General features: G+C 72.1%; 10 protein-coding genes and 1 tRNA gene. 7 read left to right on the top strand and 4 right to left on the bottom strand.

What is annotated here, in order from left to right; translation table 11 throughout:
* Positions 1-21: 21 nt before the first annotated feature.
* Positions 22-1,347 carry a M20/M25/M40 family metallo-hydrolase gene (locus ACFVFH_RS18165; protein ID WP_383769372.1) on the bottom strand — a complete coding sequence of 442 codons (1,326 nt, stop codon included), beginning with the start codon at positions 1,345-1,347 and terminating at the stop codon, positions 22-24.
* Positions 1,348-1,530: 183 nt separating this feature from the next.
* Here ACFVFH_RS18165 and ACFVFH_RS18160 point away from each other — a divergent pair.
* The 3 genes from ACFVFH_RS18160 (at position 1,531) to ACFVFH_RS18150 (ending at position 5,981) form a co-directional block, all read left to right on the top strand.
* A tRNA-Leu gene (locus tag ACFVFH_RS18160) sits at positions 1,531-1,618 on the top strand.
* Positions 1,619-1,801: 183 nt separating this feature from the next.
* Positions 1,802-4,687, top strand: coding sequence for a glycoside hydrolase family 2 TIM barrel-domain containing protein (locus ACFVFH_RS18155; protein ID WP_383769369.1), 2,886 nt, complete (start codon positions 1,802-1,804; stop codon positions 4,685-4,687).
* A gap of 358 nt (positions 4,688-5,045) precedes the next feature.
* Positions 5,046-5,981, top strand: coding sequence for an RluA family pseudouridine synthase (locus ACFVFH_RS18150; protein ID WP_383769366.1), 936 nt, complete (start codon positions 5,046-5,048; stop codon positions 5,979-5,981).
* Positions 5,982-5,991: 10 nt separating this feature from the next.
* Here the strand turns inward: ACFVFH_RS18150 and ACFVFH_RS18145 are convergent, their stop codons facing one another.
* Positions 5,992-6,621 (bottom strand): MBL fold metallo-hydrolase, encoded by a 630-nt coding sequence (locus tag ACFVFH_RS18145; protein WP_383769362.1) that lies wholly within the window; start codon positions 6,619-6,621, stop codon positions 5,992-5,994.
* On the bottom strand, positions 6,621-7,706 hold the full coding sequence (locus tag ACFVFH_RS18140; RefSeq protein WP_383769359.1) for an S-(hydroxymethyl)mycothiol dehydrogenase: 1,086 nt from the start codon (positions 7,704-7,706) through the stop codon (positions 6,621-6,623). The genes ACFVFH_RS18145 and ACFVFH_RS18140 overlap by 1 nt, the downstream gene beginning before the upstream one ends.
* Positions 7,707-7,979: 273 nt before the next feature.
* On the opposite strand from ACFVFH_RS18140, the gene phsA reads away from it, so the two are divergent.
* Positions 7,980-9,884 (top strand): O-aminophenol oxidase PhsA, encoded by a 1,905-nt coding sequence (gene phsA, locus ACFVFH_RS18135; protein WP_383769356.1) that lies wholly within the window; start codon positions 7,980-7,982, stop codon positions 9,882-9,884.
* Between the two features lie 152 nt (positions 9,885-10,036).
* Here the strand turns inward: phsA and ACFVFH_RS18130 are convergent, their stop codons facing one another.
* Positions 10,037-10,738 (bottom strand): FadR/GntR family transcriptional regulator, encoded by a 702-nt coding sequence (locus tag ACFVFH_RS18130; RefSeq protein ID WP_383769354.1) that lies wholly within the window; start codon positions 10,736-10,738, stop codon positions 10,037-10,039.
* A 144-nt stretch (positions 10,739-10,882) separates the two neighbouring features.
* Here ACFVFH_RS18130 and ACFVFH_RS18125 point away from each other — a divergent pair, with 144 nt between their 5' ends.
* The 3 genes from ACFVFH_RS18125 to ACFVFH_RS18115 all read left to right on the top strand — a co-directional run bounded on the left by ACFVFH_RS18125 (position 10,883) and on the right by ACFVFH_RS18115 (position 13,580).
* Entirely contained in the window at positions 10,883-11,392 is a 510-nt protein-coding gene (locus ACFVFH_RS18125) for a gluconokinase (protein ID WP_383769352.1), read from the top strand.
* A gap of 11 nt (positions 11,393-11,403) precedes the next feature.
* Complete coding sequence (locus ACFVFH_RS18120; RefSeq protein ID WP_383769349.1) at positions 11,404-12,801, top strand: GntP family permease; 1,398 nt, start codon at positions 11,404-11,406, stop codon at positions 12,799-12,801.
* Positions 12,802-13,130: 329 nt separating this feature from the next.
* Entirely contained in the window at positions 13,131-13,580 is a 450-nt protein-coding gene (locus tag ACFVFH_RS18115) for an ASCH domain-containing protein (RefSeq protein WP_383769347.1), read from the top strand.
* The last annotated feature ends 2 nt before the right edge of the window (positions 13,581-13,582 follow it).

The raw sequence follows: 13,582 nt of genomic DNA, 5'->3' as shown, positions 1-13,582 counted from the left end.
AGGCGGAAATCCGGCAAGGGGTCAGGAGTTGTCGATGAAACGGTCGAGCACCCGCACGCCGAACTTCAGACCGTCCACCGGCACCCGCTCGTCCACTCCGTGGAACATGCCCGCGAAGTCGAGCTCCGGCGGCAGCTTCAGCGGGGCGAAGCCGAAGCAGCGGATGCCGAGGTCGTCGAAGGACTTGGCGTCGGTGCCCCCGGAGAGCATGTAGGGCACGGCGCGGGCGATCGGGTCCTCCGCCTTCAGGGCGACCTGCATCGCGTCGACGAGCGAGCCGTCGAAGCTGGTCTCCAGCGCCTTGTCGCCGTGCACGTCCTCGCGCTTCACGCGCGGGCCGAGGATCCGGTCCAGATCCGCCAGGAACTCGTCCTCGAAGCCGGGCAGGAAACGGCCGTCCACATGGGCGGTGGCCTGACCGGGGATGACGTTCACCTTGTAACCGGCGCCCAGCATCGTCGGAGCGGCGGAGTTGCGGAGCGTGGCGCCGACCATCTTGGCGATGCCGCCCAGCTTGGCGAGCGTGGCCTCCATGTCCTCCGGGTCGAGCGGGGTGCCGAGCGCGTCGGACAGCTCGTCCAGGAAGGACCGTACGGTCTTGGTCACCCGGACCGGCCACTTGTGCCGCCCGAGCCGCCCGACCGCCTCGCAGAGCTCGGTGATCGCGTTGTCGTCGTTGGTCATCGAGCCGTGGCCGGCGGTGCCGTCCACGGTGAGCCGCATCCAGTGCATGCCCTTCTGGGCCGTCTCCACCAGGTAGAGCCGCAGGTTCTCGTTCACCGTGAAGGAGAAGCCGCCGACCTCGCCGATCGCCTCGGTGACCCCGTCGAAGAGTCCGGGGTGCTTGTCCACGAGGTACCGCGCGCCGTACGTGCCGCCCGCCTCCTCGTCCGCGAGGAAGGCCAGCACGATGTCGCGCGGGGGCTTGCGGCCGCTGCGCATCCGGTCGCGGACGACCGCGAGGGTCATCGCGTCCATGTCCTTCATGTCGACCGCGCCGCGCCCCCAGACGCAGCCGTCCGCGATCTCGCCCGAGAACGGGTGGTGCGTCCAGTCGTGGGCGTTGGCCGGGACGACGTCGGTGTGGCCGTGGATGAGCAGCGCGGGCCGGGACGGGTCCTCGCCCTCGATCCGCGCCACCGTCGAGGCACGGCCCTTGTGGGACTCGAAGATCTGCGGCTCCAGCCCGACCTCGGCGAGCTTCTCCGCGACGTACTCGGCCGCGCCCCGCTCCCCCGGTCCCGAATGGTCCCCGTAGTTGCTGGTGTCGATCCGGATCAGCTCACGACAGAGGTCCACGACCTCGTCCTCGCCGGAGCCGGCCGGAGCCGTGTTGGTCTCGCTCACGCTGCTTCCTTCCACTGTCGCTGTGGTGCTCCCCCTCATCCTCCCGCGCCGGGCCCGCGCGCCCAAGGGCCCCCACCCCTCGTCATGCGCCCTTCACACAGTCCGGGCGTGATCGAGCACCCCCGAATGTTTGCTATTGTTTTCCACGTCGGAACGGGCAGGAGCCCGCGAGACAGACACCTTGTCCGGGTGGCGGAATGGCAGACGCGCTAGCTTGAGGTGCTAGTGCCCTTTATCGGGCGTGGGGGTTCAAGTCCCCCCTCGGACACCAGCGAGAACCCCAGTTGATCTGGGGTTTTTTGCATTTCCGGACGCGGCCCCACCACCCGCGGACGCGGCCCCGCCCACCCGTGGGCGGGGTCCGCACCGCTCGGCACCCTTGTTGCATCGGTTCTCCCCTCGCTAGCGTCCGGGGCGCCAGCAGCACGGAGGGCTTTGCCGAGCGAGGAGTCCCATGAACCGCACACCGCCGCCCGCCCCGCCCTGGTACGAGGAGATGGGCCCCGGATCGGGCGGGCTGGAGCCACGGGCCTGGTACGCGGAATCGGACGCCCGGCGGATGTCGCTGAACGGGCGGTGGCGCTTCCGGCTCTCGCCGGGCGCCGCCTGCGTGGACGAGTCGTTCGCGTACCCCGGGTTCGACGCCTCGCGGTGGGCGACGGTCGATGTTCCCGGACACTGGGTGCTCCAGGGGGCCGGCGGGGCGCCCGTGTACACGAACGTGGTGTATCCCTTTCCCGTCGATCCGCCGAGGGTGCCGGACGAGAACCCGACCGGGGACCATCTGCGGACCTTCGACCTGCCCGCCGGGTGGCCCGGCGACGGTGACGTGGTGCTCCGGTTCGACGGGGTGGAGTCCTGTGCCCGGGTCTGGCTCAACGGCCGGGAGCTGGGCGACTTCAAGGGGTCACGGCTGCCGCACGAGTTCTCCGTCGGCGCGCTGCTGAGGGCCGGGGGCAATGTGCTGGCCGTGCGGGTGCACCAGTGGTCGTCGGGGAGCTATCTGGAGGACCAGGACCAGTGGTGGCTGCCCGGGATCTTCCGGGACGTGACCCTGCTGGAGCGGCCCCGGGGCGCGCCCCGGGACTTCTTCGTGCACGCCGGTTACGACCATCGCGAAGGGTCCGGGACCCTGCGGGTGGAGTGCGCGGGGGCCGGGGGGCGGGTCCTGGTGCCGGAGCTGGGGGTGGATGTCGCCGCGGGTGAGGCGGTGACCGTCGCGGTCGAGCCCTGGACGGCCGAGACGCCGCGGCTGTACGACGGGGAGCTGGTGACGCCGGGGGAACGGATCGCCCTGCGGGTGGGGTTCCGCAGCGTCGTGGTCGAGGACGGTCTGATCAGGGTCAACGGGCGGCGGGTGCTCTTTCGCGGGGTGAACCGGCACGAGTTCCACCCGGAGACCGGGCGGGCCGTGGACGCGGCGACCATGCGGCGCGATCTGGTGCTGATGAAGCAGCACAACATCAACGCGGTGCGGACCAGCCACTATCCGCCGCATCCCGCCTTCCTCGATCTCTGCGACGAGCTGGGGCTCTGGGTGATCGACGAGTGCGATCTGGAGACGCACGGGTTCTCCGGCACACGGTGGCGGGGGAACCCGGTGGACGACGAGCGGTGGACCCCGGCGCTGCTGGACCGGGCGGCGCGGATGGTGGAGCGCGACAAGAACCACGCGTCGGTGATCATCTGGTCGCTCGGCAACGAGTGCGGGACGGGGCGCGGGCTCAGCGCGATGGCGGCGTGGATCAGGCGCCGGGATCCGGGGCGGCTGATCCACTACGAGGGCGATCCCTCCTGCCGGGACGTCGACCTGTACGCGCGGATGTACCCGACGCACGCCGAGGTCGAGCTGATCGGCCGCCGGGCGGAGGAGCCGTGCGACGACGCCGAGTCGGACGCGCGGCGGCGGGCGATGCCGTTCGTGCTGTGCGAGTACGCGCACGCGATGGGGAACGGTCCGGGCGGACTCATGGCGTATCAGCGGCTGTTCGAGCGGTACGAGCGCTGCCAGGGCGGCTTCGTGTGGGAGTGGATCGATCACGGTCTCGCCCATCCCGGGCACGGCTTCGCGTACGGCGGGGACTTCGGCGAGGAGTTGCACGACGCCAACTTCGTCTGCGACGGGCTGCTCTTCCCCGACCGGACGCCCTCTCCCGGGCTGGTCGAGTACAAGAAGGTCGTCGAACCGGTGCGGATCGAGCCCGGGGCCGGTGCGGGCACGGTCCGGATCACCAACGGGTACGACTTCGCGGGGCTGTCGCACCTGGACTTCGAGTGGGTGCACGAGGTGGGCACGGAGCCCGTCGCGTCCGGCACGCTCACGGTGCCGGAGCTCGCTCCCGGCGCGTCGGCCGAGGTGCCGCTGCCGATGCGCGGTGCCGGGGTGTGGACCGTACGGGCGGTGCTGGCGCGGGACACCGCCTGGGGCGGGCGGGGACACGTGGTGGCGTGGGGGCAGACGGAGACGGGCGGCGCGGCCGTCCCGGCCGTCGCGGTGGGGGCGCGGCCGGAGCGGGACGGGCGGCTGATCGCCCTGGGCCCCGGGGTCTTCGACGCGGTGACCGGGGCGCCGGTGCGGCTGGGCGCGGTGCCGGTGGAGGGGTTGCGGCTGGATGTGTGGCGGGCGCCCACCGACAACGACGACGGGGCGGCGTGGCAGCCGGACGAGCGGTACGGGGCGCGCTGGCGGGAGTGCGGGCTGCACCGGATGCGGCACCGGGTCGACGCGGTCGAGGTCGGTGAGGACGCCGTGGTCGTACGGACCAGGGTGGCGCCGGCCGGGGTCGGCCTGGGGCTGCGCACCGCGTACCGGTGGACGGCGTCGGCGGAACGGCTGGGGCTGACGGTGTCCGTGGTGCCGGAGGGCGAGTGGCGGGTGCCGCTGCCCCGGCTGGGCATCCGGTTCGGGCTGCCCGCCGCGTACGGCGGGGCGCGGTGGTTCGGCGGCGGGCCCGGCGAGGCGTATCCGGACACCCGGGCCGCCTCGATGCTGGGGTGGTGGCGGATGTCCGTGGACGCGATGCAGACGCCGTACGTGCGGCCCCAGGAGAACGGGGCGCGCGCCGACGTCCGGTGGGCGGAGCTGACGGACGGCGGGGGCACGGGGCTGCGGACCGAGGGCGGCGAGCCGTTCTGGTTCACCGCGCGGCGGTGGACCAGCGAGCAGTTGGACGCGGCGGAGCACCGGCCGGAGCTGCGGGCGGGCGGGACCGTCTGGGTCAATCTGGATCACGCGGTGCAGGGCATCGGCTCCGGCTCGTGCGGGCCGGGCGTGCTGCCGGAGTACCGGCTCGACGCGCGGGCGGCGGAGTTCTCCTTCGTGTTCACGCCGTTGGGGTGAGGCGGGGGCGGCACCCGGTCCGGCTTCCCGGGCGGCCTCCGTGCCGTCGGGGCTCCGCGCGGACCCCCGTAACGCGCACTGGGGCCGAGGGGCGGCTTCGGAGCGGTACGGGAGTCGGGGGCCGGCGGCGCGGGTGCGCCGGGGCCGGGCCGGCGGGTCCGGGAGAGCCGGGTGGCCGGCCGGTGTGCGCGCCCCACCGGTCCGTGCGCGGGCGCGTCGGGTACCGGGACGGGGCGGTGGGCGCCGCCCGACGCATCAGGGCCGGCCCCCCGGTGACCGGGGATAATGTGCGGAGAATCCGGGCGAGCGAGCGAGGAGCCGGCAGCATGAGCACCGCCGTAGTGGTCGGCGTTCCCCGGTGAGGGGGCGTGCGAAGCCCCCCTCCGCGCCGCTGCCGCAGCGCGACGGGATCGATCCGGTCCGGGTGCGGCTCCCCGAGGATCCGGACGGGGCCTGGGCGACGGTGGGCGACCATCTGATGGCGCGGTTCGCGGGCGCGATCGGGGCGCGGCGGGTGGACGCCATGTTCGCCGAGGGCCGGTTCGTCTCCGCGAGGGGCCCGGTCTCCGCCGACGAGCCGTACGTCGCGGGCCGGTACCTCTGGTTCCACCGGGATTTCGCGCCGGAGGAGCCGGTGCCGTTCCCGGTCGGGGTCGTCCATCGCGACGAGCATCTCGTCGTCGTCGACAAGCCGCACTTCCTGGCGACAACACCGCGCGGCCGGCATGTCACCGAGACCGCGGTGGCCCGGCTCCGCCGCGAGCTGGGCCTCTCGGCGTTGCAGCCGGCGCACCGGCTGGACCGGCTGACCGCGGGCCTCGTCCTGTTCGTCGTGCGGCCCGGGGAGCGGGGCGCGTACCAGACCATGTTCCGGGACCGTCTGGTGCGCAAGGAGTACGAGGCGGTGGCGCCGTACGATCCCGCGCTGGTCCTGCCGCGGACCGTGCGGAGCCGGATCGTGAAGGAGCGCGGGGTGATCGCCGCCCGCGAGGAGCCGGGCGAGCCGAACAGCGAGAGCCGGGTCGAGCTGCTGGAGCAGCGGGCGGGGCTCGGCCGCTACCGGCTGCTGCCCGCCACCGGGCGGACCCATCAGCTGCGGGTCCATATGAACGGGCTGGGGCTGCCGCTCGTCCACGATCCGGTCTATCCGGTGGTCGAGGCGGAGGGGGCGCCGGACGACTTCTCCCGCCCCCTCCAGCTCCTGGCCCGGGTGCTGGAGTTCACCGATCCGGTCACGGGCGAGCCGCGCCGCTTCGAGAGCGGGCTGCGGCTCTCCGCGTGGCCGGACCGGTGAAAGCCCGCCGTCAGTGACCGCGGGCGATCCACTCGTCCAGGTGCGGGGCCTCCGCGCCGATGGTGGTGGAGTCGCCGTGCCCGGTGCGGACGGTGGTCCCGGGCGGGAGCGCGAGGAGCCGGTCCCGGATCGAGGCGACGATGGTCGGGAAGTGGGAGAAGGACCGTCCGGTGGCGCCGGGGCCGCCCTGGAAGAGCGTGTCCCCGGTGAAGACGGTGGACAGCCCGGGGGCGTGGAGGCAGACGGCGCCCGGGGCGTGGCCGGGGGTGTGCAGGACCGTGAGCGTCGTGCCGGCGACCGTCAGCTCCTGGCCGTCGGTCAGTTCGCCGTCCGGGGCGCGGTTCGGATGGGTCTGCTTCCACAGCGGCAGGTCGTCCGGGTGCAGCAGGATCGGCGCGCCGGTGGCGGCGGCGAGGGCCGGGGCGGCGTCGATGTGGTCGTTGTGCGCGTGGGTGCAGACGATGGCGCGCAGCGTACGGCCGTTCAGCGCGGTCTCGATGGCGTCGGCGTCGTGGGCGGCGTCGATGACGATCGCCTCGGTGTCGTCGCCGACGATCCAGACGTTGTTGTCGACGTCCCACTCCCCGCCGTCGAGGGCGAAGGTGCCGGAGGTGACGAGGTGGTCGATGCGGGCGGCCATCAGAGAACCACCACCGAGCGCAGCACGTCGCCGTCGTGCATCCGGGCGAAGGCCTGCTCGACGTCGCCGAGTCCGATGGTCTCGGTGACGAACGCGCCGAGGTCGATCCGGCCCTGCTGGTGCAGGTCGATCAGCATCGGGAAGTCGCGCGAGGGCAGGCAGTCGCCGTACCAGGAGGACTTGAGCGAGCCGCCGCGTCCGAAGACGTCGATGAGCGGCAGCTCCAGCCGCATCTCCGGGGTGGGGACGCCGACCAGGACGACGGTCCCGGCGAGGTCGCGGGCGTAGAAGGCCTGCTGGTACGTCTCCGGGCGGCCGACCGCGTCGATGACGACGTCGGCGCCGTTGCCGTCGGTGAGGGAGCGGATCGCCTCGACCGGGTCGCTGGAGCGGGAGTTGACGGTGTGCGTGGCGCCCATCGTCTTCGCCGTCTCCAGTTTGCGGTCGTCGATGTCCACGGCGATGATCCTGGCCGCTCCGGCCAGCCGGGCCCCGGCGATCGCCGCGTCACCGACCCCGCCGCAGCCGATCACGGCGACCGAGTCGCCTCGGCCGACCTGCCCGGTGTTGATGGCGGCTCCGATGCCCGCCATCACGCCGCAGCCGAGGAGTCCGGCGACGGCCGGGGAGACCTCGGGGTCGACCTTGGTGCACTGCCCGGCGGCGACCAGGGTCTTCTCGGCGAACGCGCCGATGCCGAGGGCCGGTGACAGCTCCGTGCCGTCGAGCAGGGTCATCTTCTGCTTGGCGTTGTGGGTGTCGAAGCAGTACCAGGGGCGGCCGCGCAGGCACGCGCGGCACTGCCCGCACACGGCACGCCAGTTGAGGACGACGAAATCGCCGGGCGCGACGTCCGTGACGCCCTCGCCGACGGACTCCACCACGCCCGAGGCCTCGTGGCCGAGCAGGAAGGGGAACTCGTCGTTGATCCCGCCCTGCTTGTAGTGGAGGTCGGTGTGGCAGACACCGCACGCCTGGATCTTCACGACGGCCTCGCCGGGGCCCGGGTCCGGGATCACGATCGTCTCGATCCGTACCGGCTCGTTCTTCCCCGGTGCGATGACCCCTTGCACCTGCTGCGACATACCGTGGTCTCCCTGTTTCCGTCTTTTCGCGAAGATCGAACGCGAACAACCGTACGCCCCGTGAGGGTGTCACGGCGGCGCGCCGCGATGGCGGGAAACGGCCGCGGTACACCCGGCGGGATGTACCACTTCCGGTCAGATGAGACGTATCACTGAACTCCGGGGGATTCCTGACGGTCCTTCCCTGCGCCAGGGGCCACCGGGTCAGTACCTGCGGGGGCAGGGGTCGCGTGGTCCACCAGCAGGGGAACGACGGATCATGGGGGAAGAGCCTTGACCGAGATCATCGAGACCACGAGGACGACCGGACCGCGGACCGACGAGCCGGGACCGGCCCCCGGCGCGGCGGCGCTCGGCGCGCCGGTCGGCGGACTCGTGCCGTACACCGACGCGTTGCCCGTCCCGCCGGTGCTCCACCCGCAGAGCGGTGACGTGCTCCGCGAGACCGAGATCGCCCTGTCACCCACCTGGGTGCGCCTGCACGCGCAGCTGCCGCCGACCCTGATGTGGGGGTACGACGGCATGGTGCCCGGCCCGACCATCGAGGTGCGGCGCGGGGAGCGGATCAGGATCGCCTGGACCAACCGCATCCCCCGGGGCAGTGAGTACCCGGTCACGGCGGTGGAGGTCGGACCGGTCGAGCCGGACGAACCTGCGCCGCACAACAGCCCCGGCCGCGACGGCGTGGAGCCGGACGCGGACGTCGCGGCGCTGCCCGCCTGGACGGTGACGCATCTGCACGGCGCGCAGACCGGTGGCGGCAACGACGGCTGGGCGGACAACGCGGTCGGCTTCGGCGACGCCCAGTTGTCGGAGTACCCGAACGACCACCAGGCCACCCAGTGGTGGTACCACGACCACGCCATGAACATCACCCGGTGGAACGTGTACGCCGGGCTCGTCGGCACCTATCTGATCAGGGACGACGAGGAGGACGCGCTCGGTCTGCCGTCCGGCGGCCGGGAGCTGCCGCTGATCCTCGCCGACCGCAATCTGGACACCGACGCGGACGGGCGGCTGAACGGGCGGCTGCTGCACAAGACGACGGTGGTCTCCGAGGCCGATCCGGAGACCGGGAAGCCGGTGTCGCTGCCGTTCCTCGGTCCGTACACCACGGTCAACGGGCGGATCTGGCCGCATCTGGACGTGGACGACGCCTGGTACCGCTTCCGGCTGGTCAACGCGTCCAACGCGCGGATCTACGATCTGGTGCTGGTCGACGACGAGAACAACCCGGTGCCGGGGGTCGTCCGGCAGATCGGCAGTGACGGCGGGCTGCTGCCGCGTCCGGTGCCGGTGGACTTCGACGAGGTGCTGCCGGGGCTGACGGTCGCCCCGGCCGAGCGGATGGACCTGCTGATCGACTTCTCGGCGCTGGCGGGCCGCCGGGTCCGGCTGGTCAACCGCGGCACGCTCCCGCCGGGGGTGCCCGACCCGGCGGCGAGCGTGCCGTTCCCGCAGGTGATGGAGTTCCGGGTCCGGGAGACGGGGCGGCGGGACGGTTTCGAGCTGCCCGAGGTGCTGTCCGGTTCCTTCCGGCGGTACGAGCACGGCCGGGTGGAGCACGGGCACCGGCTGGTGGTGCTGACGGCGCCGGGCACGGTCGGCGGCGGCGGTCATCCGGAGATCTGGGAGATGGCGGAGGTCGAGGACGCCGCCGGGATCGAGCTGCCCTCGGACGGTGTCGTCCAGGTCGAGGGCGAGGACGGCACGGTGCGCACGTACCGCAGAATCGCGCGGACCTTCAACGACGGTCTGGGGTTCACGGTCGGCGAAGGCACCTTCGAGCAGTGGTCGTTCCTCAATCTGGGCGGTCCCACGCATCCGATGCACATCCATCTGGCGGACTTCCAGGTGATGGGCCGGGAGGCGTACAAGGTCGACGGCTTCGACCCGGCGGTGGGCGGTACGCGCTCCCCCGTGGCGTTCGACCACGGCACCACGATCGCGACGGCGCCGAACGAGCGGGGCTGGAAGGACGTCTTCCGGGTGCCCGCGGGGCAGTTGGTGAAGGTGCTCGGGACGTTCGACGGGGCGTACGGGCGGTTCATGTACCACTGCCATCTGCTGGAGCACGAGGACATGGGCATGATGAGGCCGTTCGTCGTGATGCCGCCCGAGGCGATGAAGTTCGACCACGGCGCCGGGCACGGCGGCCACCACGGGCACGTCGGCTGACCCCCGGCGACCGGGACGACCGGCGGCCCCCGCGGGATCGTTCCGCGGGGGCCGCCGCGCGGCTCGGGCCTCGTGGACCGGCCCGCCGCCCGCGTACGTCCGCAGGACCCGGTGCGGCCGCGCGGCGGGGGGAGCTGTGCGGCGGTACGGGGTCAGGGCGCGAGGACGTCCAGCTCGTGCAGGGCGCCCACCGCGATCTCCTTCGTCAGCCGCTCCGCCTCCACGGCGTCGCCCTCGCGGACCGCCTCGGCGAGGCGGACATGGAGGGTGACCGCGGCCGGGTCCGGGTCCTCGAACATCACCTGGTGGTGGGTACGGCCCGCCAGGACCTCGGCGACGACATCGCCGAGCCGGGCGAACATCTCGTTGCCGGAGGCATTGAGCACGATCCGGTGGAACGCGATGTCGTGTTCCAGATAGCCCTCCAGCTGCTGGCCGCGCGAGGTCGCGACCATGCCGAGCGCGCACTCGGTGAGGGCGGCGCACTGCTCCGGGGTGGCGTTGCGGGCGGCGAGTCCGGCCGCCACGGGCTCGATCGCCGAACGCAGCACGGTCAGCGAGCGCAGCTGGCGCGGGCGGTCGGCGCCGGCCAGCCGCCAGCGGATGACCTGCGGGTCGTAGACGTTCCACGCCTCGGTGGGCCGGACGGTCACCCCGACCCGGCGCCGGGACTCGACCAGGTGCATGGACTCCAGGACGCGGATCACTTCGCGGACGACGGTGCGTGAGACGTCGAAGCGCTGGGCCAGTTCGTCGGTGCGCAGGACCTGTCCCGGCCGGTGCTCCCCGGCGGCGATCTCCAGACCCAGGGTGTCCAGCACATGTGTATGCAGCCCGGGGCCCTGTGTGGTCATGAGCACAGCCTACGGGGCACCCCTCAGGAACAAAAAGTACGACGTTTACGTCACAGCATCTTGAATAAGTCGTACGTATGGGTTTCAGTAGCGCGACGGACCGATGTCGAGGAAGACATCGAAGAAGACTGCGAGGCACCACCAATGAGCACCCCCCACGTCGTCGTGGTGATGGGCGTAGCAGGGACCGGCAAGACCACGATCGGCCCCCTGCTCGCCGCCGGACTCGGCGTTCCGTACGCAGAGGGCGATGACTTCCATCCTGCGGCGAACATCGCCAAGATGTCGGCCGGCGTCCCGCTGGACGACTCCGACCGGTGGCCCTGGCTCGACGCGATCGGCCAGTGGGCGCACGGCCGGGCCGGGCTCGGCGGAGTGGTGAGCAGCTCGGCGCTCAAGCGCGCCTACCGGGACCGGCTGCGCGCCGAGGCCCCCGGCGCGGTCTTCCTCCATCTGACCGGCGACCGTGCGCTGATCGAGGCGCGCATGGCGGAGCGCAAGGGGCACTTCATGCCCACCGCGCTGCTCGACTCGCAGTTCGCCACCCTGCAGCCGTTGCAGGAGGACGAGGCCGGTGTCTCGGTCGACGTGTCCGGCACCCCCGAAGAAATCACCCAGCGAGCCGTCGCCGCGTTGCGCCGGCTCGGAAACTAAGGATCACCACCGTGACCAGTCTCAGCGTCGAGATGTTGGCAGCGGACGCCGTCGAACCGATCACCTCGGCCGGCAACGCGCAGTTGGGTATCGCCGTCCTGGCGGGCATCGCCGTCATCGTTCTGCTCATCACCAAGTTCAAGATGCACGCGTTCCTCGCGCTGACCATCGGCTCGCTGGCGCTCGGCTCGTTCGCGGGGGCCGCCCCGGCCAGGACGATCGCCAGCTTCACCGCCGGTCTCGGCTCGACCGTCGCGGGTGTGGGTGTGCTCATCGCGCTCGGCGCGATCCTCGGCAAGCTGCTCGCCGACTCCGGTGGCGCGGACCAGATCGTCGACACCATCCTCGCCAGGGCGAGCAGGCGCTCCATGCCGTGGGCGATGGTCCTGATCGCCTCGATCATCGGTCTGCCGCTCTTCTTCGAGGTCGGCATCGTGCTGCTGATCCCGGTGGTGCTGCTGGTCGCCAAGCGCGGCAACTTCTCCCTGATGCGGATCGGGATCCCGGCACTGGCCGGTCTCTCCGTGATGCACGGTCTGATTCCGCCGCACCCCGGCCCGCTGGTGGCGATCGACGCCCTCGGCGCCAATCTCGGCGTCACGCTGGCGCTGGGTGTGCTGGTCGCGATCCCGACCGTGATCATCGCGGGGCCGGTCTTCTCCCGCTACGCCGCGCGCTGGGTGGACATCGAGGCTCCGGAGAAGATGATTCCGCAGCGCCCCTCGGAGGAACTCGACCGCCGTCCCGGCTTCGGCGCCACCCTGGCGACGATTCTGCTGCCGGTCGTGCTGATGCTGATCAAGGCGCTGGTCGACATCGTCGTGGACGATCCGGAACAGGGCCTCCAGAAGATCACCGATGTGATCGGCTCGCCGCTGATCGCGCTCCTCGCGGCCGTGATAGTCGGCATGTTCACGCTGGGCCGGGCCGCCGGGTTCTCCAAGGGCCGGCTCTCCACCACCGTCGAGAAGTCCCTGGCCCCGATCGCCGGTGTGCTGCTGATCGTGGGCGCGGGCGGCGGTTTCAAGCAGACCCTCATCGACGCCGGAGTGGGCCAGATGATCCTGGACTTCTCCAAGGACTGGTCGATCCCGGCGCTGCTGCTGGGCTGGCTGATCGCCGTGGCGATCCGGCTCGCGACCGGTTCGGCGACCGTGGCCACGATCTCGGCGGCCGGTCTGGTCGCCCCGCTGGCCGCCGACATGTCGACGTCCCACGCCGCCCTGCTGGTTCTCGCCGTCGGCGCGGGCTCGCTCTTCTTCAGCCATGTCAACGACGCCGGTTTCTGGCTGGTGAAGGAGTACTTCGGCATGGACGTCGGCCAGACGGTGAAGACCTGGTCGGTGATGGAGACCCTCATCTCCGTGGTCTCGCTGGCCTTCATCCTGCTGCTTTCGCTGGTCGTCTAGGGCGGGTGGCGAAAGCGACGCCGTCCTCCCGGAGGACGGACGGGGCTTTCGCCACCCGCACCCGGGCCCTCGGGCCCGCCCCGGCGACCTGCCGCCCGCACGGTCCTCCCCCCACAGCGCGAGCTGCGACCGTGCCCGGGGGCGCCCGTCCGACCCGGCGCGCACGCCACGGCGTGCCTCCGGGCCGGGCGGGCGCCCCCGCCCTGTTTCCGGCCCTCGCGCCCATGACCGGTACCGCCGCCAACTCCGCTCGTACGCGGCGCAGTTGACGACGCCGGGTGGGCCCCGGGGCCGGGTCCGAGACCGGCGGACATGTCAGACTTGGCGCCATGTCGAACCATGAACCCCTCAAGCCCTTCCTGCTCGCCTACCCGGGCCCCTTGCGCGACCGGTTGGTGGGGGCGGTGCTCGCCGGTACGAAGGTCTCGACGACCGGGCTGCTCGCGGAGTACGAGGCGGAGCGGGAAGAGCTGCCTCCGGTGGGCGAGCGGTCCGCGCTGATCGACTCGGACGGCCGGGAGACCGCGGTGCTGGAGCTGACGGAGGTACGGGTGCTGCGCCTCGGCGATGTCGACCTCCAGCACGCGATCGACGAGGGCGAGGGCCACACCTCGGTCGCCGAGTGGCGCGCGGCGCACGAGAGGTTCTGGCACGGCGAGGAGATGCGGGAGGCGCTCGGCGACCCGGGGTTCACCGTGGACGACGACACCATGGTCGTCGCCGAACGGTTCCGGGTCGTCGAGCCGCTGGACCCCGTCACGGGGGCGGAGGACCGCTAGGG

It is taken from the genome of Streptomyces sp. NPDC057697 (assembly GCF_042799335.1).
GTDB lineage: Bacteria > Actinomycetota > Actinomycetes > Streptomycetales > Streptomycetaceae > Streptomyces.
Note: the sequence above shows the minus strand (reverse complement) of the source record. Positions and strands in the feature narration are given on the sequence as shown.

What these genes read in the sequence shown, in the direction of transcription:
- ACFVFH_RS18155 (WP_383769369.1), top strand. Translation starts at nt 1,802, where the DNA reads ATGAACCGCACACCGCCGCCCGCCCCGCCCTGGTACGAGGAGATGGGC.
- ACFVFH_RS18145 (WP_383769362.1), bottom strand. Translation starts at nt 6,621, where the DNA reads ATGGCCGCCCGCATCGACCACCTCGTCACCTCCGGCACCTTCGCCCTC.
- ACFVFH_RS18140 (WP_383769359.1), bottom strand. Translation starts at nt 7,706, where the DNA reads ATGTCGCAGCAGGTGCAAGGGGTCATCGCACCGGGGAAGAACGAGCCG.
- ACFVFH_RS18130 (WP_383769354.1), bottom strand. Translation starts at nt 10,738, where the DNA reads ATGACCACACAGGGCCCCGGGCTGCATACACATGTGCTGGACACCCTG.
- ACFVFH_RS18125 (WP_383769352.1), top strand. Translation starts at nt 10,883, where the DNA reads ATGAGCACCCCCCACGTCGTCGTGGTGATGGGCGTAGCAGGGACCGGC.
- ACFVFH_RS18115 (WP_383769347.1), top strand. Translation starts at nt 13,131, where the DNA reads ATGTCGAACCATGAACCCCTCAAGCCCTTCCTGCTCGCCTACCCGGGC.